We start from the raw sequence: 24410 nt of genomic DNA on the forward strand, positions 1-24410 counted from the left end.
CTTATTAAAAAATGATTAGTGTTAAATATAGTCCTAATAACGTGAAGAATAAGACTGGAATGGTGATTACGACACCTGTTTTAAAGTATGTTCCCCAAGAAATTTTGACGCCTTTTTGTGCTAATACATGTAACCATAATAATGTCGCAAGTGAACCTATTGGTGTGATTTTAGGACCTAAATCTGAACCAATCACATTACTATAGATCATACCTTCTTTGAGTGAATGAGATACGCCTGACTGACCAATTGCAATCGCATCAATTAAGACAGTTGGTAAATTGTTCATAATTGAAGAAAGAATAGCTGAAATAAAGCCCATACTCATAATACTAGCGAATAAACCATGAACTGAAATGTTTGAAAGTGTATGAGCTAATATAGTTGTGATACCGGCATTTTTCAAGCCGAAAACGACTAAATACATGCCAATTGAAAAGATGACAATATTCCATGGTGCGCCTTTAATGACTTGTTTCGTATGAACAGCATTCGATTGTCTTGCGAGTAATACAAATATGATAGCAATGGCACCTGCAATCAATGAAACAGGTATTTGTAGCCATTCACTTACAAAATAACCAATCATCAATACTACAAGGACAATCCAAGAGATTCGGAATAGACGTAAATCTTTTAAGGCAGATGACGGATGATTGATATGAGTGGTATCGACACGTTTTGGAATTGATTTTCTGAAATAAATCCATAAAACGACGATACTGGCAATTAATGAGAATATGTTAGGTATCATCATACGACTCATATATTCACCAAAACCTATGCCAAAGTAATCGGCTGAGACAATATTAACCAAATTACTAATAATCATTGGTAGCGACGTCGTATCTGCAATAAATCCACTGGCAATAATAAATGGAAAGACCATTTTCTCATTGAATCCTAAATGACGAACCATAGCTAAAACGATAGGAGTTAAGATTAATGCGGCTCCGTCGTTGGCAAAGAAAGCAGCGACGATTGCACCGAGAACCATGATTAAAACAAACATCATGAGACCATTACCTTTAGATGCTCGCACCATATGCAATGCTGCCCACTCGAAAAAGCCGATTTGGTCTAGAATTAACGATATTAATATAATTGCAACAAAGGTTAATGTGGCATTCCAAACAATTTGAGTTACTTCAACCACATCTGAAAGGCTAACAACACCTGTAATGATTGCGGCGATGGCACCAATGACAGCAGTAATACCAATATCTAATCCTTTAGGTTGCCAAATTACAAAGACGAGTGTGATAAGGAATATGACGATAGCAAGAATGGTCATCATGATTGATCACCTCGTTTCACTGACTGACATACACATTGATCATGTGTTGTATTAATAAGTTTTAAATTATCAATGATTTGTGTGTAAAATTCATGATTTAATTGATAAAAACGTTTATTGCCTTCTTTTCTGATTGAGACAAATTGATATGTAACTAAAACTTTCATGTGATGACTTAAGGTAGGTTGGGAAATTTGAAAATGTTGTAGTAAATCATACGCACATAATTCACCACATGATAAAATATCTAGAATTTCCAATCGATTTTCATCAGATAGTACCTTTAATATAGATGCTAATTGTTGATATGACATAATGACCTCCAAAACATATATAGATTATCATCTATATAGATAAGTGTCTATGATAAAAGCACAGAAAAAGACGACCACTTGTTAAGTGATCGCCTTATAAATACACTTTATTATGAAATTAATTTTAATTTGTAATCGTGGATGGTTTGTGTGCCACCATCTAATTTTCGATAAATGATATGGTCTGCAGTGATTTCTGTTGGACTTGATACGCCTACAGCTGCAGCAATATTAAATAAACCTTCATGTAAACTAGTGACATAGTTAGTTACACGGTATTGCTTTTCATCAACAATTAATCCTTTTTCTTTCTTTGGATCAGTTGTAGCAACACCTACAGGACATGTATTCATATGACATTGTTGACTCATGATGCAACCTACACTAATCATCATACCACGCGCGATATTAACTAGATCGGCACCTAATCCTAAAGCAATAGCGATTTTATCTGGTGTGATCAGTTTACCAGATGCGAAAATTTTCACACGATCTCGTACGCCATATTTCTCTAACATGCCAGAAACAATAGGTAGGGCGGTTAGTAAAGGTAATCCAACACCATCTTGAAGTTCTTGGAATGTTGCCCCCGTGCCACCTTCACCTCCGTCAACAGTGATGAAGCTTGGGTATTTATCGAGTTCCACCATGGTTTTGACTAGTGTCTCGATCTCTTCAACACGACTGACAACAATTTTAAATCCAACAGGCTTTTGGCCTAACTGTTGTATATCGTCTACCCAATTGAGTAAGTCTGTAGCATTATGAATAAATTCGAAACGGTTTGGTGAGTTAATGGTTTTAAATGGTTCTACATTACGTATTTTAGCAATTTCTTCATTTACTTTATTACCTTCCATATGTCCACCACGAGTTTTTGCACCTTGTGCTAATTTTAATTCAAAAGCACGTACATTCTTACGTTCGGCAACTGTTTTAAATTGTTCTTTACTGAAATTACCTTCTTTATCTCTAACACCGAATAACCCAGGTCCAATTTGGAAGATGATATCACCATCACCTTTAAGATGATAATCTGATAGGCCACCTTCACCTGTGTTCATCCATGTACCAGCTTTAGATAAACCTTTAGATAATGCTGAGATAGCGTTTTTACCTAAGGCACCGTAACTCATACCTGATTGGCCGACTAAACGCTTAATTTTATAAGGATGTTCTAGATGTTCACCAAGAACCACTGCATTGTCATCAGTTAAGTAGAACGGATCAATCTGTTTGCCTTTACGATGCTCATCACGACTAAATAAGCGTTCATTCTCGATTTGATAAATAAAAGTTGAAAGTAGTGTCGTATTATCAACTTTTAATTCACTCGCTTGTAATGGAAACATAGTATTTTGTATGTAAAAACCATCTTTATAATCTGACATTGTCCCAAAACTAGTCATTCTTGAATTATATTTCCCCGCTAATACAATATTTTTATAATCTGTACGAGAGAATGGTTTGCCTTCATTATCACCAGAAAATAAATATTGTCTAAGTTCAGGTCCCATTTTTTCTGAAAGGTATCTAATACGTGCTAATAGTGGATAGTTTCTTAACACACTGTGTTGTGTTTGTCTTTTATCTTTGATTAGCCAGATGATACCTAGCAATAATGCACCCAATAAAAAAATCATAATAATGATGTTGACGATAAACTGCATTGTAGTCAATACACTCATTAAAATGCCCCCCTTAATCATTACTCCAACACTATGATACACTTTTCTTTATGTTTTACAATGAAACCGGTTAAATTTATATTGTAGAATTTTAATTGTATAAGTTTATGAAATATTTATATAAGGAAATTTAACTTAAATAATGTATTAATATGAATAATAAAATGATAAAGTAATTATGATAGAATGCGATGGAGGAGGTGACACATGAACCAACAACAAAGACAACATGACATTTGGAACCAACCCAAAATCATGAAAAAAGATTTTTTAATGATACCGTTATACATATTATTTCAAATGGTGGTACCTATTATCGTAGTGTTTGGCACACTAGGATTAACAGCTATGATCACCCAAAAGCCACCAGCCCAGTTTTTATATAACTTATCTTTGAGCATAGGATTTGTCTTAGCTCAATTTTTAGTATTATTTATCTTTTTTGCGATGCATAAATTTGATATTGCTCAAGTCATGAAAAGGCAATTTCATTTTGCACGAAACAAGACCTTACATATATTGTTAATGATTATCGGTGTAATGATAGTAATGTGTATATTGCGATGGCTCTTTAACATATTGGGTATAGGGCCAACTCAATACGAAAGAAGAGTTGAGGGATTATTTCATTATCCATCAGCGCTATGTTTTACCATGATTTCAATGGTTATCTTACGTCCAATGGTGGAGGTAATCATTTATAAGCATCTCATCATACATGAATTAAGTAAGATATGGCCTACTACTGTGACTATCATACTTTCTATTATGATTGAGACTTTGGTTCATGTGTACGATATGATGAGTGTGTGGGAAATGTTACCATTTTTAATAATGGCAATAGGTTCAACATTGATTTATATTAAATCAGGTATGAATCTAGCCGCCGCATATCTTTATCAGTCGGGGATACAAGGCGTGTTATTTATCATCATGGTATTCAAAATGTTAATTATGTAAAACTAATTCAAGAGTGAAAAGGAGTCTTTTATGGAAAACCAATCCACACAACAACCCTTAGATTCACAGCAACACAAAAATGAATTTGCGTCCAAGAAGATAGTTAAAAGAGATTTCTGGCTTATAGTTGCTTACCTCATTGTGGGACAATACGTATTTCCGATGATTGGTATGATGATTGGTGCCATCGTTGCGATGTCACTGGAAATCAAATCTGATAGTAGGATTAATGAGATTGGTATCAATTTTGCTACTGTATTTGGTTTCATTGGAATGTGTTTAGTCCTATTATTATTTTATTTAATGCATCGAAAGACACTTATTCCATTAGCTATTCAAAGAGTGAAAGATCTTAAAAAATATATAGTAACTTTAATCATCATTATCGTTATCATGTACATATTGAATATGTTGTATGGTATAATGGTTGAATTTTTACCAGAGAAATATCAGTTTAGTGATACAGAAAATAATAAAATGTTAGAAAAAATGTTTACTTCTGCATGGATGTGGCCGGTATTGTTTTTAGATATTGTCATTGTGACACCTATAGTAGAGGAACTGTTATTCAGACACTTATTAATTCACGAGTTAGGTAAGAAATTAACATATGGTTTGATGTATGTGGTTTCGATTCTGATGTTTGCAGGGGTACATGTGACAGAAGCGCAATCTCCATTTGAATTAGGACCTTATGTAATTATGGCAAGTGGTTTCGTAGCTGCTTATCATCTTACGAAACGTAATTTAGCAGCTTCAATAGCCCTGCATATGATTAACAACGCGATATCTTTTGTTGTGATTTTATTTACTTTATAAAATTTTAGAAATAAATAATGAGAGGATGTGTATAAAAGCACATTCTCTTTTTTTATAATTTAAATTATCATAAAAATTAATTATATTGTTATTTAACGTGGGAAAACGGGAATGAGTAGTGTAATGGGATTTAAAGGAGCGTGTAACATGTTATTAGAAATTGAACATTTAACTTACGAAGCGGATCACCGAACAATTTTAAAGGATATTAATTTTAAGGTGGATAAAGGTGATACTATAGCGATTATTGGCCCTTCAGGAAGTGGCAAAAGTACACTTTTAAAGCAACTTAATCATTTGATTGAACCTACATTGGGCACATTGTATTTAAACGGCAAACCTTATCATGACTACACACCTGAAAGTATTCGTATGAAGGTGAGTTACTTAATGCAACAAAGTGAGATGATTGGTACAACGATTGAAGATAATATGAAGTTTCCTTCAGAATCGAGAAACCAAGCATTTGATAAAGATAAAGCACTTAACCTTTTAGAAAAAGTAGGCCTAGGAGACTATGATTTATCTGCAGAAATTGAACATATGTCAGGAGGGGAAAAACAACGTATCACAATTGCACGACAATTAATGTTTGAACCCGAAGTCTTATTATTAGATGAATCGACAAGTGCTTTAGATACACATAATAAAGAACGCGTAGAAGATATTATTTTTAAAATGGCTGAAGAAGGTATAGCGATTTTATGGATTACACATAGCGATGACCAAAGTATGAGACATTTTCAAAAGAGAATGACAATCATTGATGGTGAAATTGCTAAGATAGAGGAGTTGAATCAACATGAGTAATACGGCATTATGTTTAACAGCGTTGTTACTGTTTATTCCTATCCTCATTTCTTATAAGGAAGGCTTACATATTATTAAAGATTTAGTGGTAGCAACGATAAGAGCGACCATTCAATTGCTCATTCTTGGCTTCTTACTACATTATATTTTTAAAATAAATGATAAATGGTTACTTATCTTATGTGTGTTAGTGATAATCATTAATGCATCTTGGAATACCATTCAACGTGCATCCCCAGTGATGCATCATGTGTTTTGGATTTCATTTGTTGCAATATTTGTAGGTACTGCATTGCCACTAGCAGGTACGATTGCAACAGGGGCCATTGATTTTACTGCTAATGAAGTGATTCCAATAGGTGGGATGTTAGCCAATAATGGTTTAATTGCGATTAATTTAGCCTATCAAAATTTAGATCGTGCATTTGTACAAGATGTTTCCGAAATAGAATCGAAATTAACATTAGCAGCGACACCGAAACTTGCTTCTAAATCATCAATTAGAGAAAGTATTAGATTAGCTATCGTGCCAACGATTGATTCCGTTAAAACATATGGGCTTGTGTCTATACCAGGTATGATGACAGGATTGATTATCGGTGGGGTGCCGCCATTACAAGCTATTAAATTTCAATTGTTAGTGGTATTTATCCATACAACAGCTACGATTATGTCTGCACTCCTTGCTACATACATGAGCTACGGCCAATTCTTTAATGCAAGACACCAATTAATAGCAAGAAATACAGACATTAAGTCAAGTTAATGAAGAAAAGTTTTAAACTTTTGATTTCCTGACAAACAAAATAATGAAAAAATATTATATAATGAAACAGTTACTTATCTTAGTTAAATGGGTTTGTAGCTGTTTTTTTATGCTATAAACATTGAAAAATTTATGAAAGGGGGATATGAAAAATGTCGATGATGCGTATCGTTACTTTCATTTTTAGTGTGTTTATCGTTGGTATGGTCGAGATGATGGTAGCAGGTATTATGAATTTAATGAGCCAAGATTTACATGTATCTGAAGCCGTCATTGGCCAACTTGTTACGTTATATGCTTTAACATTTGCCATTTGTGGACCGATTCTGGTTAAAGTGACGCAACGTTTTAAAGCTAAATCGATATTACTTTGGACATTAGTGACTTTTATTATAGGGAATTTAATTATAGCAATAGCGCCTAATTTCACTATTTTAGTGATAGGACGTATTCTGTCCTCTGCAGCAGCATCACTCATTATTGTTAAAGTACTTGCGTTGACTGCAATGTTAACTTCACCTAAAAATCGAGGTAAGATGATTGGTGTTGTCTATTCAGGATTTAGTGGTGCCAATGTATTTGGTGTACCTATTGGAACATTAATAGGCGATTGGGTAGGTTGGCGTTTTACTTTTATATTTATTGTGGCTGTCAGTGTCATTGTAGGTATACTAATGATGTTGTATTTACCTAAAGAACATGAACTGAGTCATGCTAATCATACAGACGCTGACCATTCTAATCAGGTAATATCTAAAGTATTACGTCCAGCTGAAGTAGCAAAATTCATTATAATTACATTTTTAATTTTAGTAGCGAACTCAGTCACATTTGTATATATTAATCCACTGATTTTATCAAATGGCCATGAAATGTCATTTGTATCACTGGCATTACTAATTAATGGTGTTGCTGGTGTGATAGGTACATCATTGGGAGGTATCTTTGCAGATAAATGGACAAGTAAGCGTTGGTTAATCATCTCTATTACGATATTTATCGTTATGATGCTTGTCTTAAATTTCATTCTATCAGGTACGATCATGTTATTAATCGGATTATTTGTTTGGAATATTATGCAATGGAGTACGAATCCTGCAGTGCAGAGTGGTCTTATAGAACATGTTGAAGGAGATACAAGCCAGGTGATGAGTTGGAACATGTCTAGCTTAAACGCAGGTATCGGAATGGGTGGTATAATCGGTGGTTTAGTCGTATCACATCTATCAGTACATGCAGTGACATACACAAGTGCCTTGATTGGCTTTCTAGGATTAGTCGTTACCCTTACATTAAAGAATATTCACTTTGCTAAAAAAGAAGCATAATGAAAGGGAGTGGGACAGAAATAATATTTTCTTAAAAATTTATTTCTGTCCTACTCCTTTTTTAGTCATAAATATGTGGTGTTGTATGACCCACTTGATATGGTAGCCACGGCATCTTACTAAATCTTGCAAAGTATGCAAGGTCGTGAATCATTTTCATACTTAATTCACGTTCGTGAGTCGTGACATCTAAGCCATTAGCTTTTAAAATGTCCAAATGACCGAACCAAAAGACTATATCTAATATATGATAAGCAGAGTGATAATAAGTGTTATTTGGTTGGTGCCATTGAAAGGAAGCTAGCCATCTGTTGGGATTATGACTGATGCTTTTCAAAAAGTCATGTGCGGGTTGTTGAAAAATATAGTCAGTAATACATGTAGATTGTTGTTGCGCACTAATGGCATCACTGATTTCTATTTCTACACCATTAAAAGCCATAGCTTTAACAAAGCGATCAGGTGATAACTTTCGAGATTCATTTTTTATATAAATATCACCTTCATTTTGAGTATAAGAAACAAATATCGGCTTTGAGAAATTGGGATTATTCATTGTCATTGATGATGTTTGAATAGGTGCGTAAATTAATTCTAAACCTTTGGACTGGCCACGAGTTGTTTGGTCTAAATTCATGATATTCATGATATTTTCTGTAGTTAATGAATCTATGGTTGAGTTAGGGTAGTTTTCCGCTATGATTTCACTAAAATTTTGTGCTTTTTCATAGCCTATCTTTCGACTGTCTAAGCGCAATGTACCGCTTAATAACATGACTTTATGGAAATAGGATTCTGTCTCTGGCAATTGCATCAAAGCCATGATACTCATACTCCCTGCAGATTGCCCTATTAACGTAACGTTATTAGGATCTCCACCGAAATTTTTAATATGGTGGTGTACCCATTTGATCGCATTGATTTGATCAGAAAGCCCATTATTACATTCGTAATTTGAATTGAAAAAGGACCAATCTAAAAATCCCCAAGAACCTAATCGATAGTTAAATGTGACGACAATCACATCTTCTTGTTCGACGACAGATTGAGGTTGATATAGTTCAGCGCTACCGTGGCCATTGACAAATCCGCCACCGTAAAAATAGATGATGACAGGTCGAGTTTTATTTTGAGAGTGATGACGTCGCCATATATTTAAATATAAACAATCTTCATCTTGTGTAAATTGATTGAAATGAAAGTAAACACCACTTGAGAAAAAATCTTCAAGTTGGTTATACGGTTGTGGGGGGATGTTATTGAAAAAGGTTGCGTCTACCGATTTAGGCAATGATGTAATCAATTCAGAATGTTTAAATCGACCATATTTGAGATCGGCATAACGAATACCAAGGAATGCGTCAATATCATTTTCATTATTATAAATACCTTTAACGATACGGTTATTTAAAGTTATGTTAACCATCATTGTCAATCGTCCTTTCAAAGTCATCTTTAATAACACTATATAATAAATGATTAAAGTCAGCTATATGTATAAAAAAACTGCTAACGATGTTTACAATCGTTAGCAGTTTTAATTTGATTTATGAGTTTATTCTTCTTTGTTTTGGCGTTTTTCTTCTTTATCTTGTTGTTCTTGACGTTTTTCAGCGATTTTTTCGCGTTTCTCACGACGTTTACGTTTCTTAAGTTTATCACCCATGTTACTATTCATTTTCTTAGCACGTCTGAAGTAGACACTTTCGAATGAACTAATTGCACCTAATTGATAGAAAATAAGTGCAACGATGATGATAACTAAGAAATCCCATGGATAATGTATCCAGTTTAAACCTTTGAATTCTTTACTACCAATAAATGATAGGAATGAAAGTACGACGAGATAAACAATAATCCATAAGCTTCCGCCGATTTGTTTTTTAGTGTTTTTCCAATTCATTTTATATTCATAGAAGAAATAAATTGGTAAACCTAAAATGATGATTAATATAACTTCTGCTGTTGTTGGCCACATGGCCCAATAAATAGCTAGTGACGCAAGAACGAATGATAATGGGGCCATGAATTTTAAAATTCTAGCTCTAAATGGACGTGTCATCTTAGGACCCATTTTACGTAATGCAATAACTGTCGTTGGACCAGTTAGATAAGCAACTAATGTTGCAGTTGAAATAACTGCTGCTAACGTACCCCAGTCACGGAATAGTGTAACCATTACCATACTGATGATTGCGTTAAACACAATTGCAACACGTGGGATTTTATATTTTTCGTTCATTTTACCTAAGAATTTAGGGATGTGCCCATTTTTTTCCATGGCGCGTAATACACGACCAGTTACAGCAACAAATGATACACCAGTACCAAATGGTGACACTACAGCTTCAATATAAAGTAAAATGGCTAACCAATTTAAACCTAATAAAATGGCCATGTCAGCAAATGGAGAGTTGAAGTTAATACCACTCCAACCATGTTCATGAATCATTGACTGTGGCATAGAAGTGATGAATGTACTTTGTAACACGATATAAAGCACAGCACTAATTGTAAGTGAAATAGCAATACCACGCGCAATATTCTTTTCAGGGCTTTTAATTTCTGATCCCATATTAATGATTGTTTGGAATGCATTAAATGAGAAAATAATACCTGACATTGTTGTTGCTGCGAATATTGGTGCACTACCGTAAGGCATGAATGTACCTACTGAGTGACCATAATTTCCTGTATCAAAGCCAGAAATCATTAACATAATAATTGTTAATAATGGAACTCCAAGTTTGAAGAATGAAATTAAACTTGTAAATGAAGTTAATAGTTTAACTGACCAGTAATTTAATAAAGAGAAGATAATAATAATAGCATAAACAGCGATTAAACCTGTTGTACTGATTGAACCATCTTTCATTAAACTACCCATCGGTTTAGCCCAATCCCAAGGCCAAGAACTCATATATTGAACAGCTGAAACTGCTTCAATAGGTATAATTGTTACGAGTGATACCCAGTTTGCCCAAGCGGCTATGAAACCGAGTAATGAACCATGTGTATATTGAGCATAGTTACTCATACCACCAGATTGTGGGAACATAGTTCCAATTTCAATGTAGTTATAGGCGATGGTTCCTATAACGACGAATCCAATAATCCAAGAAATGATAGATGCTGGTCCTGCAATTGACGATGCTTCCCAAGCACCAAATAACCAGCCTGAACCAATTAATGACCCTAATCCGAGTAACACTAACTGGGGCAGATTAATCTTACTGTTATTCGATTCTGTTTCATTTTTATTTGCCATATTGACTCCTCATTCTTTTATATTCTGAAAATACTACGCCATTATTATACGCTAGTTAAAATATTAGTCAAATGTGTATATTGTAATTTTTATTTAAATGTATAAAATTAGTTTTTTTAATATTATAGTTTATAATAGTGGAGAAATGGCAGAATCAATAGAAAGTAGGGCAATGACATGGTAGAGAAAAATAACAATTTGGAAGTAGAAAAATTTTTGAAAAAAGATAGTCAATGGAAAGAAGAATATAACTATTTAAGAGAACTTATAGTTGATTTTGACGAGTTGGACGAAGATTATAAATGGATGCACCCTTGTTACACTATTAATAATAAAAATGTGGTTCTTATTCATGGTTTTAAAACGTATGTAGCACTTTTATTCTTTAAAGGTGCACTTATTGAAGATTCTAAAAATACTTTAATTAGACAAACTAAAAATGTACAAGCCGCAAGACAGCTACGATTTACAACTTTAGAGGAAATTCAATCACGTAAAGAAGAAATTATTGATTATGTGAAACAAGCTATTGACATTGAAAAGTCTGGTAAACAAGTTGAATTAAAGAAAACAGAAGATTTTGAGGTGCCAGAGGAATTACAACAACAATTCGATGCGATGCCAGAATTAAAAGAAGCGTTCGATCAATTAACACCTGGAAGACAACGTCAATACTTGCATCATATTGGTGATGCCAAACGAGCAGATACCAGACAAAAAAGAGTGGACAAATATATTAATCACATTTTAGAAGGAAAAGGTATGCATGACAAATAGCAAGAGGGAGTGGGACCGAAATAATAAAGAACCACTAATCATTTATTTAGTGGTTCTTACGCATTAGCCACAGCTAATGTGTACTTTAAAATAGGAATACATGAGTGAAACTCATGCATAAGAAATACTAATTTCTAAAGAAAATGAATGACTATACAGTCAACTACTGCCTAAATATGAATGTAACTTGAAATATATATTTCTGTCCCTCTTCTTATTTTTATGAGTGTTTAAGCATTTAATAAAGAGGATTAATGGAATCTCATCCCACCATCAACAATAATCGTTTGGCCAGTAATATAATCTGAATCTTTGCCAGCTAAGAAACTAACAACATTTGATACATCTTCAGGTTGTGAAAGTTTGCCTAAAGCGATTTGATCTGTAAATTGTTTCCAACCCCAAGATTCAGGTTGTCCAGCTTCTTCAGCAGTTTTCTTAGCAATACCTTCCATCATTGGTGTTTGAACAATACCAGGCGCAAATGCATTTACTGTAATAGATTCATGTGCTAGATCACGTGCAGCAACTTGAGTTAAACCTCGCACAGCAAATTTACTACTACTATAAAGTGATAAGCCTGCATTACCTTCTACGCCAGCTTGAGACGTAGCATTAATAATTTTTCCGCCATGACCTAATTGTTTGAATTGTGCATGTGCGGCTTGAATCCCCCATAAAACACCTTTGACATTGACGCCATATACTTTGTCAAAGTCTTCAGGAGTAATGGAATCAATCGGTGTCATGGGTCCTAAACCAGCATTGCTCACTAAAACATGGAAATCACCAAAATGTTCAACTGTTTGATTTATAGCACTAAATATATCATCACGATTGGCTACATCAGCTTTAATGGCTAAAACCTTTGAGTCATCTTGTGTTAAAGATTGTGCCGCTTGAATTGCGCCTTCTCCGTTGAAATCCACAATGGCAACTTTGAATCCATCATCAAATAAACGTTTAACGATTTGATACCCAATGCCTTGTGCACCGCCTGTTACAACTGATACTTTGCTTTCTTGACTCATATAAAACCCTTCTTTGTCTATATTTTGGTTACAAGCTCAACATAGCACAAAAATGAAATAAAAAATTATAAATGTGTAACATAAAAGTATAATTCAATGTATTGTCAATTTTTCTTAAAATAATTTTCATAATTCATTAGGTTATAAAATACTAAGCATATTTATCCTTTTATATAATTAATCAATTGAAATAAGAACTTTATAAAAATGTTAAGGGTGAACAGTTAAATTTTGTAAAAATGCAATAGGTTTACTAAAATTATATAGGGTATATATTTATATCGTTGTCGAATATGCGTGCAATTAAAATAGCATTAAGTGTTGGGAGCACAACATTAATGAAGTGTGATTCGCATTTTATCGTAGTTACAAATTTTAAAAGAAAGGCCTTCGTGCTCTTGTTCAACTAATATTTTATTTTGTTAACAACTGCTCTGTAGGCCTTTTTTAATTGTCATCGTATTAATTCGTCATTTTTTACAATATGGAAGGGGAAAACAATCATGTTAAGCATTAAGAATTTAACCAAGATTTACTCTGGGAATAAAAAGGCAGTAGATAATTTAACGCTTGATATTGAATCAGGTGAATTTATCGCCTTTATTGGGACAAGTGGTAGCGGTAAAACCACTGCTTTAAGAATGATTAACCGAATGATTGAAGCAACAGATGGCCAAATTCAAATGAACGGCAAAGATGTACGTAATATGAACCCAGTTGAATTAAGAAGAAGTATTGGTTATGTCATTCAGCAAATTGGTTTGATGCCTCACATGACTATTAGAGAAAACATTGTACTTGTACCGAAATTACTAAAATGGTCTAAAGAAAAGAAAGACCAAAAGGCAGAAGAACTCATAAAACTTGTAGACCTACCAGTCGAATATTTAGACCGTTATCCGGCTGAACTATCTGGTGGTCAACAACAACGTATTGGGGTAGTAAGAGCCCTTGCGGCTGAACAAGACATCATCTTAATGGATGAACCATTTGGTGCGCTTGATCCAATTACACGAGATACATTGCAAGATTTAGTGAAAGAACTTCAACAAAAATTAGGTAAAACATTTATTTTTGTGACACATGATATGGATGAAGCTATTAAATTGGCCGATAAAATTTGTATTATGTCGAAAGGTAAAGTCGTACAATTCGATACACCTGACAATATTTTAAGAAATCCTGCAAATGATTTTGTAAAAGACTTTATTGGTCAGAATAGATTGATTCAAGATAGACCAAATATGAAAACGGTTGAAGGCGCAATGATTAAACCGATCACAGTACACGCAGATGATTCACTTAATGATGCGGTCAATATCATGAGAGAGAAACGTGTAGATACCATATTTGTTGTAAACAACCATCACAAATTATTAGGATTTTTAGACATAGAGGATATCAATCAAGGACTCCGTGCAAGAAAAGAACTGATTGATACGATGCAACGTGATATTTATAAAGTACATATCGATTCGAAATTACAAGACTCAGTACGTACAATTTTAAAACGTAATGTTAGAAATATTCCAGTTGTTGATGACGACAATATCCTCATTGGTTTGATTACACGTGCTAACTTAGTTGACATCGTTTATGACTCTATTTGGGGTGAAGCAAGCGACACACAACTAACTCAACCTTCTGACGAATCTGTTAATAGTGATATAGCAAATTCAGAACATCAAGCTCATCAACAAAATGATGCTAGTGTTACAGAAGAGGCGAATAAGCATGAAACGGGAGATGAGCGATAATGAAAGCATTCTTGAATGAATATGGAAGTCAGCTCGTATCTAAGACGATTGAACATTTCTATATTTCTATCATTGCTTTACTGATTGCAATCGTCGTAGCTGTTCCGGTAGGCATCCTATTGTCTAGAACAACGAAAACGGCCAATGTAGTTTTAACTATTGCGGGTGTTTTACAAACTATTCCAACATTAGCAGTATTAGCTATTATGATACCTATCTTTGGTGTAGGGAAGACACCAGCGATTGTGGCGTTGTTTATCTATGTTTTATTACCAATATTAAATAATACGGTACTCGGCGTGAAAAACATTGATAAAAATGTAATACAAGCTGGACAAAGTATGGGAATGACACAATTTCAATTAATGAAAGATGTTCAAATGCCATTGGCGTTACCTATGATTATTAGTGGTATACGCCTTTCAAGTGTATATGTTATTAGTTGGGCTACATTAGCGAGTTATGTCGGCGCAGGTGGTCTTGGTGATTTAGTATTTAACGGATTGAATTTATATCAACCACCAATGATTATTAGTGCAGCAATATTAGTTACGTTACTAGCACTAATTGTCGACTTTTTATTATCATTAGTTGAAAAATGGGCAGTACCTAAAGGTTTAAAAGTATCTAGATAAGAAAAGGGAGGATTTATCAATATGAAGAAACATATCAAATATACAGTGATTCTTATTGCGTTGTCCCTCTTAGTATTATCTGGGTGTAGTTTGCCAGGTTTAGGGGACGGCAATTCAAAGAATGATGTAAAAATTACAACAACTGAGACGAGTGAAACTAAAATCATTGCTAATATGGAAAAATTAATGATTGAACATGAAACTAAAGGCAAAATTAAACCTACAATTATAGGTAACTTAGGTTCTAGTATTATTCAACATAACGCATTACAGCGCGGTGACGTCAATATGTCTGCGGTAAGATACACAGGTACCGAATTAACAAGTGTATTGGATGCCAAACCGACGAAAGATCCTAAAAAAGCCATGGCAGAGTCACAAAGACTATTTAAGAAAAAATATGATCAAAAGTATTATAATTCATTAGGTTTTGCGAATACGTATGCGTTTATGGTGACAAAAGAAACAGCTAAGAAATATCACTTAGAAAAAGTATCAGACTTAGAAAAACATAAAGACGAATTACGATTAGGTATGGATACGCAATGGATGAATAGAGCAGGCGATGGCTATCCAGCATTCGTTAAAGATTATGGATTCAAATTTGCTAGTGCACGACCAATGCAAATTGGACTAGTATATGATGCACTGAAAAATAAAAAATTAGATGTTGCTGTAGGATATTCTACTGATGGTCGTATTGCAGCATATGATTTAAAAATCTTAAAAGATGATCTTAAATTCTTCCCACCATATGATGGTAGTCCACTAGCGACTGAAAAAGTGATTAAAGATAATCCGAAAATTGATACGGCCTTGAAAAAGTTAGAAGGTAAAGTGTCAACAAAAGAAATGCAGAAATTAAATTACGAAGCAGATGGTAAAGGTAAAGAACCAGCTATCATTGCTGAAGAATACTTGAAAAAACATAACTATTTCGAAAACGACAAAAATAGTAAGAAAGGTGGTCAATAATCATGAAAGGTAATTTATTCCAATCTATTATTGAATATTACTCATTAAACTTTGGCTACCTAATGGAACTATTCTTTAAACATTTACTTATGTCAGTATATGGTGTGCTCTTTGCATGTATCATTGGGATACCGATTGGTATTGTCATTGCACGATATAAAAAATTAGCATGGCCAATCATCACGATTGCTAATATCATTCAAACTGTTCCAGCCATTGCCATGTTGGCCATTTTAATGTTAGCGATGGGACTTGGTCCAACTACAGTAGTTGTTACCGTATTCTTATATTCATTATTACCAATTATTAAGAATACGTACACGGGCATTGTAGATGTAGATGAGAATATTAAAGATGCTGGTAAAGGCATGGGTATGACGAGAAACCAAGTTTTACGTATGATTGAATTACCACTATCTCTTTCAGTCATCATTGGTGGTATACGTATTGCGCTCGTTGTAGCAATTGGAATTGTGGCAATTGGTTCATTTATCGGAGCGCCAACGCTTGGTGATATTATCATCCGAGGTACCAATTCAACAGACGGTACGACTTTCATCCTTGCAGGGGCAATCCCTATTGCATTAATAGCCATTTTAATTGATTTAGGTTTAAGATTTTTAGAAAAACGATTAGATCCTACTCGTAAAAATAAAAAGAAATTGGAACATCAACCACAACAAATCAAATAAAATATAAAAAAGAGGTCTGAACTATGATTTTTGTTCAGGCCTCTTATCTTATATCAAATGATTTAACCTAATAAAATAGGTGCTAATATTGGCACAATTGCGACGACGATGACACCAACGATAACAACGGCAATACTACCCATTGATTCTTCAGTTTCACCTAAATCTTTTGCGGCTGCAACACCTAGTGTATGACCACTAGAACCTAACGCTAAACCACGTGCAATTGGATTGGTAATTTTAAACCATTGTACAATCTTAGTACCGAGCGCAGAGATAACAACAGCATTAAGAATAACAGCTAATGATGTTAACTCTTTTACTCCACCGATACCTTCAGATACTGGTAAAGCAATCGCTGTTGTAGCAGCTTGAGGTAACATTGATGCAACAATTTGATTACCAAATTGGAATAATGAAGCAACTAAGTAAATTAATATTAAAGCTACAACTGTACCTAATGCGATACCACCGAATATTTGTAACCAATATTTTTTTAACACATCACGTTTTTTATATAAAGGTATAGCAAAACTGATTGTCGCTGGCTCTAAGAAGAAATATATAATGTCGCCACCGATTTTGTAACTTTGATAGCTAATACCTGTTAATTTTAAGAAAGCAATACCTACAACCATACTTACAAATAAAGGTGCAAGTAAGAAAAAGCCATTTGTCTTTTTATAAAAATATGTAGCTATAACAAATGGGATTAATGATAATAAAATACCGAAATAGGGTGTATTAATACCTAAATAGTCCGCCATGATTAACCTCCTATACGACTAGTTTCTTCATTTTTCTCTTTACTTGGGAATAGTGATTTAGTCACAAGTAACTGAGATGCATAACCAGTACATACTAATAAGAAAATAGTTGAAATAATAATAAGTAAGATAATCAGTATTGGACTTTTACTTAAAATCGGTAATGAATTGATAACTGAAATCCCAGCTGGAACGAATAAGAAACTGATGTTATTCGTTAAAGCAGTTCCTACGGATTCAACCTGTTCCAATTTAACAATGCCAGTACATAAAGCTATAAATAATAAAACTAAACCGATTACTGAAGCGGGCATTGGGATAGGCATGACTGCTTCAATGATCTTGGAAATAAATAAAATAACTGCAAGTGTTAAAGCCTGTTGGAAGAAATGATACACTCTTCCAGATGTATGTTGAACTCGTTCACTTTGAGAAGGTGAGTTAGCCATAACATACATTCCTCCTGTTCTATTTGTATAAAATGATTTGGTAAGAACGTTTGGATTTGTCAAAAATACGACTCACTTACTCATTTAAAACAAAAAAAGCGACTGACTTGTTATTAGGTTTTAAAAAAATAAATAAAGCTTAAATTGCAAATTTCAAACGAATCTTTTGTGAAGTAATTCACAAGTGATTATACAATACATTTCATATTAATTTGTATATTGAATTCGTCATTTCAGTGACAATTTTCAAAATAATTAATAGGGATCATCGTTATCAATTTAACAAATCCTCGTATTATCAAATCGAAAACGCTTACCTATTTTTAACGATAATACTATCATTTGTATAGTTCAAGACGTTATGGAAAAATAAAAGTAATTGGTGTAAAATATAGATTTATATATACAAATATTCTAAATATTAAAAGAAATTAAAGGGTAAAGGTAAAGAAGTATTAAATCGATTTATATAAACAGATTAATAATTTAGACAAATAGAAGGAAAGAGATTGTTATTAAATCAAAGGTCATAGCATTAAGTCGATTTAAAACCAAGTAAGTAAAAGTTGGAAAGTGTTTTTTGTAGGAGGAATTGATATTTTATGAACAAAGCTTCAAGAGAATTTGAAGGAGATAATAGGCTTCTTCTTGGTATCATTTTAGGTGTGATTACCTTTTGGTTATTCGCACAAACACTTGTGAATCTAGTTGTCCCTTTGCAATCTACATATCAAAGTGATATCGGTACGATTAACATAGCAGTCAGTCTTACAGCTTTAATGTCAGGCTTATTTATTGTAGGTGCCGGTGACTTTGCGGACAAATTTGGTCGTGTGAAAGTCACATATATTGGATTAATTTTAAATATTATTGGTTCTTTGTTAATTATTATCACGCCATTTACACCATTTTTAATTGCTGGAAGAATATTCCAAGGGTTGTCTGCTGCATGTATTATGCCAGCAACACTAGCTATTATTAACCAATATTATATTGGTACAGCGAGACAAAGAGCGTTAAGTTATTGGTCAATTGGATCATGGGGTGGTAGTGGTATTTGTACACTCTTTGGTGGCTTAATGTCAACGCACTTTGGTTGGAGAACCATCTTCATCGTTTCTATTGTATTAACATTATTATCAATGTATTTAATTAAACATACACCTGAAACAAAAGCTGAACCAGTTATCACTGAAAATGGTGAGAAAAAGAAATTCGATATTGTTGGCTTAATGATCTTGATTATTTGTATGTTAAGTATCAACGTGATTATTACGCAAACATCTAAACTAGGCTTATTCTCACCCATTATTTTAAGTCTAATCGTGGTTTTCATTGTTTCACTTATCGGCTTTATTATCTATGAAAATAAGATTAAATATCCTTTAGTAGATTTTAGTTTGTTCTCAAATAAAGGATATAGTGGTGCAACAGTTTCTAACTTTATGTTGAATGGTGTTGCAGGTGGGACACTCATTGTTGTTAATACCTACTATCAACAACAATTAGATTTTAATGAATCACAAACAGGTATGATTTCATTAACTTATTTGATAGCAGTATTAATTATGATTCGTGTAGGTGAAAAAATACTACAAGCACTTGGTCCTAAACGTCCGTTATTAATGGGTAGCGGAATTACTGCACTTGGTTTAGTATTACTGTCATTAACGTTTTTACCAGAACCTTGGTATATTACGTCTAGTGTCATTGGTTATTTATTATTTGGTACTGGCCTAGGTATCTATGCCACTCCATCTACAGATACAGCTGTAGCACAAGCGCCTGACGAAAAAGTGGGTGTTGCTTCAGGTGTTTATAAAATGGCATCATCTTTAGGTAATGCATTTGGTGTTGCTATTTCAGGAACAATATATGGTGTGTTTGCATCACAAATGAATATGGAATTAGGCGGCTTTATGGGTGTGATTTTAAATGCGGTCATTGCCATCATTGCATTCTTCGCCATTTTATTATTAGTTCCAAAGAAAGCAAGAAATTTATAATTACTAGTGAAAGGTCGAAACGAAAAAGTTTCGACCTTTTTTATAGCATTAATTTTAATGTTAGAAAATTATGAAAATTAAGTTATGTTCATTGACGATGTTAGTCTTAAATAGTATTTTAAAGGTAACTTTATCGAGGAATGAGGGATTGGAATGAAGATAGCTATTGCAGGTTCAGGTGCATTAGGAAGTGGATTTGGTGCTAAATTATTCCAAAATGGATATGATGTAACGCTAATAGACAGTTGGGAATCACATGTTAAGGCAATTCAAACGAATGGATTACACATAGATATTAATGGTGAACATTGTCATTTAGAAATACCAATGTATGATTCTAGAGACATACCTGAAGATGTGTTATATGATGTTGTATTTTTATTTCCAAAATCAATGCAGCTTAAAGAGGTGTTAGATTATATACAAACACATATAAATCAATCAACCATCGTAGTATGTACGATGAATGGGCTAAAACATGAGCGTTTGATTGAGCAATATGTCGAATTACCACAAATTGTGAGAGGTGTAACAACTTGGACAGCAGGTATCGAAAGTCCAGGTTATACGCATCTAATGGGTAGTGGCCCAGTTGAAGTAGGTGCATTAGTTACAGAGGGTACTGATAACGTAAAAACAATCGTAGACATTTTGAATCAGGCAGAGCTAAATGGTGTATTGAGTGATGATTTACATCAATCTATATGGAAGAAAATTTGTGTGAATGGGACAGCCAATGCACTATGTACAATTTTAGAATGTAATTTAGCAACGTTAAATCAAAGCGATGATGCTAAAAACCTTATTTATAAAATTACCCAGGAAATTGTGCACGTAGCAACGATTGATGATGTACATTTGAACTTAGATGAAGTGTTTGAATATCTCATCGACTTAAATGATAAAGTAGGTCCACATTATCCTTCGATGTACCAAGATTTAATAAACAATCATCGTAAAACTGAAATTGACTATATTAATGGTGCGGTTGCTCGTTTGGGAATGGAACACCATATCGATGCACCAGTCAATCATTTCGTAGCTAATATGATTCATGCTAAAGAACAACAATTAGATGCACAATAAATGTAAGAAACCTTTTATTAAGCTTATAAGCAAAATCCATGAATTGCTTATAAGCTTTTTTAAACTGAAAAATGACGTGTGACATTCTAATATTTGAGGTGAGTATATGATCGTTAATGAATTAGAAAATACGGTGGTCAAAAAATATATGAATTTACTATTATTAGCAGATCCTGAAAAACAGGCAATAGAACAATATATTAATCAATGTCAGGTCTATTTACTTAGTGATCATCACCAATCCCAAACACTAGCTATTGCAGCAGTAGAAAAATTATCTGATGCAGAGATAGAGCTGAAAAACATTGCTGTTCATCCTTTATATCGCAGAAAAGGACAAGGTACTTACCTAATGACATGGTTATTTAATAAATATCGAAACATGACAATGTATGTTGGTACTAGTGACACTGAAAGTACGCTCAACTTTTATTATCGATTAGGCTTTGAAGACTATGATATTAGAAAAAATTTCTTTATTAGCCAATATGAACAGCCTATTTATGACAATGGAAAATTGCTCAAAGACATGAAAATACTTAAAAAGGATTTATAAATTGTGTCTTAAGTATATATGAAAGGGTAATGATAAAAGGAAAGATAAGTTTAAGGAGATGTTTGTATGTCTATATCATACAAGAAAGTAATTATGACTGGTCTGGTTGGTGGCTTCTTAGGAGGCGCTGTTAAAATGGGTTGGGAAGCATTATTACCACCTAGAACGCCAGAGCGTGATGAAGAGCCACCACCAATGACAATGCTTCATCAATTAGATTTACCGGAGAATGTTAAACATGCAAGTTATCATTATAACGGTAATGAGATTCCACTCACAATAATGGGTGTTCATTATGGATTTTCTATAGCGAATGCATTAGGATATGCACTACTTGCAGAAAAATGTCCTCAAGTAAAAGTATTAAGAGGAAGTATTTTTGGTGTGTTAGTAAACATAGCCTTTCATGAATACCTACTACCAAAATTATCATTAACACCTAAAGTAGAAGATTTACCTAAAGAAGAAAGGTTTTCAGAATTGCTTGGGCATATTATTTGGATGAATACGATAGATTTTGTACACTCGTCTAGCAAGTAATTAAATACCCCCTATATAAATAGAGAAAAGGTGAGACTATGAGTAAAATATTTGTAACTGGTGCAACTGGTTTAATCGGTACCAAATTAACAAAAAGATTATTAGAAGAAGGTCACGATGTAGCTGGCTTTACAACATCTGAAAATGGTAAACATAAATTAGAATCAGCAAATGTCAAAGCGTATGTCGGAGATATTTTGAAATACGATACGATTGAATCAGCAATTGCGGATTTCCAACCAGAGATTATTATTAATCAAATTACAGATTTAAAAAATGTAGATATGGCAGCCAATACTAAAGTTCGTGTCGAAGGTTCTAAAAACTTAATCGATGCAGCTCAGAAATACAATGTTAAAAAAGTCATCGCACAAAGTATAGGCTTTATGTACGAAGCAGGGGAAGGCCTTGCTACAGAAGAAACACCATTAGATTTAGAATCAAGTGGTGACCGTAAAGTAACAGTTGATGGTGTAATTGGACTTGAGGAAGAAACATCTCGTATGGATGAATATGTTGTATTAAGATTTGGTTGGTTATACGGACCTGGTACATGGTACGGTAAAGATGGTATGATATACAATCAATTCGTAGATGGTAACGTTACATTATCAGATGGTGTTACATCATTTGTACATCTAGATGATGCAGTTGAAACGTCAATTCAAGCTTTAAACTTTGATAATGGTATTTATAACGTGGCAGATGACGAGCCTGTTAAAGGATCAGATTTTGCAGAATGGTATAAACAACAATTAAATGTTGATCCAGAAATTAACATTCAACCTGCACAACCATTTGAACGTGGTATTACTAACGATAAGTTCAAAGCACAAGGTGGTAAATTAATTTACTCAACTTGGAAAGATGGAATGAACCCAATTAAATAGCGTATATGAAAAAGCACGACTTAGCCTAATGGTTTAAGTCGTGCTTTTTACTATGAATGAGTTTTAACGTTGTTCTTTATGTTGCTCTAATGATTGTCTTAGTTGTTGTGCTTCTGACCGTCCAACCTTGGCATAATGACGATGCGCAAAATGCATTTGGATGATTAGAAATGCCGCACTTAACGACCAATATAGTCCTAAAGCTGAAGCGGAATGTAAAGATGCATAAGTAATGAAGATAGGTGATAAAATCATCATCACATAATACGTTTTACGTTCATTTTTAGGATAATGAATTGAATTCACTAAAGGTTGAATCAAATACATGAGTGCTGCTATTAGCGTCATCATAATATTCGGTTCGGTTAAATTAAACCATAAAAAGTGTGGATATTTTGTAATACCATCACTACTTGGATATTTTAAACTCATATATAATCCCATAAGGATAGGGATTTGTATAATGACAGGGAAACAACCGATAATATTTTTAAATGGATTGATACCATATTGCTTATATTTTTTCATCAATAGTTGATTTGCTGCGTTTCGTTCCTCTTGAGAATCTGCTTCTTTAATCTTCTCTCTAATTTTATCAATTTGAGGTTGAACGACCTTCGTTTTCTCACGCATGATATGCATATTTTTTACTTGAATAAGCATAAATGGTAATAAAATAAAACGCACGATTAAGACAATAGCTATAATAGCTAAACCGTAGTTATAATTAAATAATCGGCCAAATAAATGTAATAACCGATCCATAGGTTGTACAAATGTATTATAAAACAATCCTGTACGATTATCAGATTTTGAATAGTCACATCCTGATAAACATAAAACAGTGATTAATAATAGAGAAATTCGTTTGGCCATCATTGACTTCCTTTTCATATGAAATATCTTTGTTTTAAAGGTATGAAATCAATCATTACATACAATTTTAATCTAATATAACAAACTTTGAACATCGTTTTGGTTACTTATTCTTAACTGTTC

General features: G+C 33.5%; 24 protein-coding genes. 15 read left to right on the plus strand and 9 right to left on the minus strand.

Translation table 11 applies throughout. The features are described from left to right. Window positions 1–4 precede the first annotated feature (4 nt). The 3 genes from arsB to EL082_RS01975 all read right to left on the minus strand — a co-directional run bounded on the left by arsB (window position 5) and on the right by EL082_RS01975 (window position 3299). Window positions 5–1294, minus strand: a complete 1290-nt coding sequence (gene arsB / locus EL082_RS01965) for an arsenite efflux transporter membrane subunit ArsB (RefSeq protein ID WP_026088937.1) — start codon at window positions 1292–1294, stop codon at window positions 5–7. Beyond that, window positions 1294–1611, minus strand: a complete 318-nt coding sequence (locus EL082_RS01970) for an ArsR/SmtB family transcription factor (protein WP_002467078.1) — start codon at window positions 1609–1611, stop codon at window positions 1294–1296. Before EL082_RS01970 ends, arsB begins: the two co-directional genes overlap by 1 nt. A gap of 110 nt (window positions 1612–1721) precedes the next feature. Continuing rightward, complete coding sequence (locus tag EL082_RS01975; RefSeq protein WP_002467074.1) at window positions 1722–3299, minus strand: FMN-binding glutamate synthase family protein; 1578 nt, start codon at window positions 3297–3299, stop codon at window positions 1722–1724. A 207-nt stretch (window positions 3300–3506) separates the two neighbouring features. Here EL082_RS01975 and lnsB point away from each other — a divergent pair, with 207 nt between their 5' ends. The 5 genes from lnsB to EL082_RS02000 all read left to right on the plus strand — a co-directional run bounded on the left by lnsB (window position 3507) and on the right by EL082_RS02000 (window position 7982). Then, window positions 3507–4259 (plus strand): CPBP family lipoprotein N-acylation protein LnsB, encoded by a 753-nt coding sequence (lnsB, locus tag EL082_RS01980; RefSeq protein WP_002467084.1) that lies wholly within the window; start codon window positions 3507–3509, stop codon window positions 4257–4259. Window positions 4260–4289: 30 nt separating this feature from the next. After that, window positions 4290–5078 carry a CPBP family glutamic-type intramembrane protease gene (locus tag EL082_RS01985; RefSeq protein WP_002467090.1) on the plus strand — a complete coding sequence of 263 codons (789 nt, stop codon included), beginning with the start codon at window positions 4290–4292 and terminating at the stop codon, window positions 5076–5078. 147 nt (window positions 5079–5225) lie between these two features. After that, window positions 5226–5888 carry an ABC transporter ATP-binding protein gene (locus EL082_RS01990; RefSeq protein ID WP_103286182.1) on the plus strand — a complete coding sequence of 221 codons (663 nt, stop codon included), beginning with the start codon at window positions 5226–5228 and terminating at the stop codon, window positions 5886–5888. Then, on the plus strand, window positions 5881–6654 hold the full coding sequence (locus EL082_RS01995) for an ABC transporter permease (protein ID WP_002467069.1): 774 nt from the start codon (window positions 5881–5883) through the stop codon (window positions 6652–6654). The genes EL082_RS01990 and EL082_RS01995 overlap by 8 nt, the downstream gene beginning before the upstream one ends. Before the next feature lie 152 nt (window positions 6655–6806). Further along, window positions 6807–7982, plus strand: a complete 1176-nt coding sequence (locus EL082_RS02000; protein ID WP_015364710.1) for an MFS transporter — start codon at window positions 6807–6809, stop codon at window positions 7980–7982. A gap of 61 nt (window positions 7983–8043) precedes the next feature. On the opposite strand, the gene EL082_RS02005 is transcribed toward EL082_RS02000, so the two are convergent. Together EL082_RS02005 and EL082_RS02010 are read right to left on the minus strand one after the other, a co-directional pair. Continuing rightward, window positions 8044–9408, minus strand: coding sequence for a carboxylesterase family protein (locus tag EL082_RS02005; RefSeq protein WP_026088936.1), 1365 nt, complete (start codon window positions 9406–9408; stop codon window positions 8044–8046). A 129-nt stretch (window positions 9409–9537) separates the two neighbouring features. Next, window positions 9538–11250 carry an APC family permease gene (locus tag EL082_RS02010; RefSeq protein ID WP_103286181.1) on the minus strand — a complete coding sequence of 571 codons (1713 nt, stop codon included), beginning with the start codon at window positions 11248–11250 and terminating at the stop codon, window positions 9538–9540. Between the two features lie 177 nt (window positions 11251–11427). Here EL082_RS02010 and EL082_RS02015 point away from each other — a divergent pair, with 177 nt between their 5' ends. Continuing rightward, complete coding sequence (locus tag EL082_RS02015; protein ID WP_015364711.1) at window positions 11428–12027, plus strand: YdeI/OmpD-associated family protein; 600 nt, start codon at window positions 11428–11430, stop codon at window positions 12025–12027. Between the two features lie 251 nt (window positions 12028–12278). On the opposite strand, the gene EL082_RS02020 is transcribed toward EL082_RS02015, so the two are convergent. Continuing rightward, window positions 12279–13058, minus strand: a complete 780-nt coding sequence (locus tag EL082_RS02020) for a (S)-acetoin forming diacetyl reductase (RefSeq protein ID WP_015364712.1) — start codon at window positions 13056–13058, stop codon at window positions 12279–12281. Between the two features lie 503 nt (window positions 13059–13561). Here EL082_RS02020 and EL082_RS02025 point away from each other — a divergent pair. Genes EL082_RS02025 through EL082_RS02040 form a run of 4 tightly spaced genes read left to right on the plus strand, consistent with a single transcriptional unit; the run spans window position 13562 to window position 17117 of the window. Beyond that, window positions 13562–14815, plus strand: coding sequence for a betaine/proline/choline family ABC transporter ATP-binding protein (locus EL082_RS02025; protein ID WP_002466464.1), 1254 nt, complete (start codon window positions 13562–13564; stop codon window positions 14813–14815). Further along, window positions 14815–15450: an ABC transporter permease gene (locus EL082_RS02030; protein WP_015364713.1), complete on the plus strand. Its 636-nt coding sequence runs from the start codon at window positions 14815–14817 to the stop codon at window positions 15448–15450. Before EL082_RS02025 ends, EL082_RS02030 begins: the two co-directional genes overlap by 1 nt. Window positions 15451–15471: 21 nt before the next feature. Beyond that, the gene (locus EL082_RS02035; RefSeq protein WP_103286180.1) at window positions 15472–16425 is read left to right on the plus strand and encodes an osmoprotectant ABC transporter substrate-binding protein; all 954 of its coding nucleotides are present in this window, start codon (window positions 15472–15474) and stop codon (window positions 16423–16425) included. Window positions 16426–16427: 2 nt separating this feature from the next. After that, window positions 16428–17117: an ABC transporter permease gene (locus EL082_RS02040; protein WP_103286179.1), complete on the plus strand. Its 690-nt coding sequence runs from the start codon at window positions 16428–16430 to the stop codon at window positions 17115–17117. A 62-nt stretch (window positions 17118–17179) separates the two neighbouring features. Here EL082_RS02040 and lrgB read toward each other — a convergent pair whose 3' ends face one another. After that, window positions 17180–17884 (minus strand): antiholin-like protein LrgB, encoded by a 705-nt coding sequence (lrgB, locus tag EL082_RS02045; protein WP_002466453.1) that lies wholly within the window; start codon window positions 17882–17884, stop codon window positions 17180–17182. A gap of 2 nt (window positions 17885–17886) precedes the next feature. Then, window positions 17887–18333, minus strand: coding sequence for an antiholin-like murein hydrolase modulator LrgA (gene lrgA / locus EL082_RS02050; RefSeq protein WP_002466455.1), 447 nt, complete (start codon window positions 18331–18333; stop codon window positions 17887–17889). A gap of 602 nt (window positions 18334–18935) precedes the next feature. On the opposite strand from lrgA, the gene EL082_RS02055 reads away from it, so the two are divergent. From EL082_RS02055 to EL082_RS02075, 5 genes are all read left to right on the plus strand, one after another. Continuing rightward, window positions 18936–20339, plus strand: a complete 1404-nt coding sequence (locus EL082_RS02055) for an MFS transporter (protein WP_002466463.1) — start codon at window positions 18936–18938, stop codon at window positions 20337–20339. Between the two features lie 153 nt (window positions 20340–20492). Further along, the gene (locus EL082_RS02060; RefSeq protein WP_103286178.1) at window positions 20493–21425 is read left to right on the plus strand and encodes a 2-dehydropantoate 2-reductase; all 933 of its coding nucleotides are present in this window, start codon (window positions 20493–20495) and stop codon (window positions 21423–21425) included. A gap of 106 nt (window positions 21426–21531) precedes the next feature. After that, window positions 21532–21981, plus strand: coding sequence for a GNAT family N-acetyltransferase (locus tag EL082_RS02065; protein WP_002466465.1), 450 nt, complete (start codon window positions 21532–21534; stop codon window positions 21979–21981). Window positions 21982–22047: 66 nt separating this feature from the next. Continuing rightward, complete coding sequence (locus tag EL082_RS02070; protein WP_002466454.1) at window positions 22048–22521, plus strand: DUF1440 domain-containing protein; 474 nt, start codon at window positions 22048–22050, stop codon at window positions 22519–22521. Between the two features lie 38 nt (window positions 22522–22559). Further along, window positions 22560–23411, plus strand: coding sequence for an NAD-dependent epimerase/dehydratase family protein (locus EL082_RS02075; protein WP_002466459.1), 852 nt, complete (start codon window positions 22560–22562; stop codon window positions 23409–23411). Between the two features lie 63 nt (window positions 23412–23474). Here the strand turns inward: EL082_RS02075 and yidC are convergent, their stop codons facing one another. Then, window positions 23475–24287: a membrane protein insertase YidC gene (gene yidC, locus EL082_RS02080; protein ID WP_002466468.1), complete on the minus strand. Its 813-nt coding sequence runs from the start codon at window positions 24285–24287 to the stop codon at window positions 23475–23477. Between the last annotated feature and the right edge of the window lie 123 nt (window positions 24288–24410).

The sequence above is a fragment of the Staphylococcus warneri genome, from assembly GCF_900636385.1.
GTDB classification, from domain to species: domain Bacteria; phylum Bacillota; class Bacilli; order Staphylococcales; family Staphylococcaceae; genus Staphylococcus; species Staphylococcus warneri.

Bases quoted from the DNA above. Each gene is read 5' to 3' on its own strand.
- EL082_RS02020 (WP_015364712.1), bottom strand. From the start codon at position 13,058: ATGAGTCAAGAAAGCAAAGTATCAGTTGTAACAGGCGGTGCACAAGGC.
- EL082_RS02025 (WP_002466464.1), top strand. From the start codon at position 13,562: ATGTTAAGCATTAAGAATTTAACCAAGATTTACTCTGGGAATAAAAAG.
- EL082_RS02000 (WP_015364710.1), top strand. From the start codon at position 6,807: ATGTCGATGATGCGTATCGTTACTTTCATTTTTAGTGTGTTTATCGTT.
- EL082_RS01990 (WP_103286182.1), top strand. From the start codon at position 5,226: ATGTTATTAGAAATTGAACATTTAACTTACGAAGCGGATCACCGAACA.
- EL082_RS02065 (WP_002466465.1), top strand. From the start codon at position 21,532: ATGATCGTTAATGAATTAGAAAATACGGTGGTCAAAAAATATATGAAT.
- EL082_RS02070 (WP_002466454.1), top strand. From the start codon at position 22,048: ATGTCTATATCATACAAGAAAGTAATTATGACTGGTCTGGTTGGTGGC.
- EL082_RS02030 (WP_015364713.1), top strand. From the start codon at position 14,815: ATGAAAGCATTCTTGAATGAATATGGAAGTCAGCTCGTATCTAAGACG.
- yidC (WP_002466468.1), bottom strand. From the start codon at position 24,287: ATGGCCAAACGAATTTCTCTATTATTAATCACTGTTTTATGTTTATCA.
- EL082_RS01970 (WP_002467078.1), bottom strand. From the start codon at position 1,611: ATGTCATATCAACAATTAGCATCTATATTAAAGGTACTATCTGATGAA.
- EL082_RS02040 (WP_103286179.1), top strand. From the start codon at position 16,428: ATGAAAGGTAATTTATTCCAATCTATTATTGAATATTACTCATTAAAC.
- EL082_RS02010 (WP_103286181.1), bottom strand. From the start codon at position 11,250: ATGGCAAATAAAAATGAAACAGAATCGAATAACAGTAAGATTAATCTG.
- EL082_RS01995 (WP_002467069.1), top strand. From the start codon at position 5,881: ATGAGTAATACGGCATTATGTTTAACAGCGTTGTTACTGTTTATTCCT.
- EL082_RS02075 (WP_002466459.1), top strand. From the start codon at position 22,560: ATGAGTAAAATATTTGTAACTGGTGCAACTGGTTTAATCGGTACCAAA.
- EL082_RS01975 (WP_002467074.1), bottom strand. From the start codon at position 3,299: ATGAGTGTATTGACTACAATGCAGTTTATCGTCAACATCATTATTATG.
- EL082_RS01985 (WP_002467090.1), top strand. From the start codon at position 4,290: ATGGAAAACCAATCCACACAACAACCCTTAGATTCACAGCAACACAAA.
- EL082_RS02015 (WP_015364711.1), top strand. From the start codon at position 11,428: ATGGTAGAGAAAAATAACAATTTGGAAGTAGAAAAATTTTTGAAAAAA.
- EL082_RS02035 (WP_103286180.1), top strand. From the start codon at position 15,472: ATGAAGAAACATATCAAATATACAGTGATTCTTATTGCGTTGTCCCTC.
- EL082_RS02055 (WP_002466463.1), top strand. From the start codon at position 18,936: ATGAACAAAGCTTCAAGAGAATTTGAAGGAGATAATAGGCTTCTTCTT.
- lrgB (WP_002466453.1), bottom strand. From the start codon at position 17,884: ATGGCGGACTATTTAGGTATTAATACACCCTATTTCGGTATTTTATTA.
- EL082_RS02060 (WP_103286178.1), top strand. From the start codon at position 20,493: ATGAAGATAGCTATTGCAGGTTCAGGTGCATTAGGAAGTGGATTTGGT.
- arsB (WP_026088937.1), bottom strand. From the start codon at position 1,294: ATGACCATTCTTGCTATCGTCATATTCCTTATCACACTCGTCTTTGTA.
- lrgA (WP_002466455.1), bottom strand. From the start codon at position 18,333: ATGGCTAACTCACCTTCTCAAAGTGAACGAGTTCAACATACATCTGGA.
- lnsB (WP_002467084.1), top strand. From the start codon at position 3,507: ATGAACCAACAACAAAGACAACATGACATTTGGAACCAACCCAAAATC.
- EL082_RS02005 (WP_026088936.1), bottom strand. From the start codon at position 9,408: ATGGTTAACATAACTTTAAATAACCGTATCGTTAAAGGTATTTATAAT.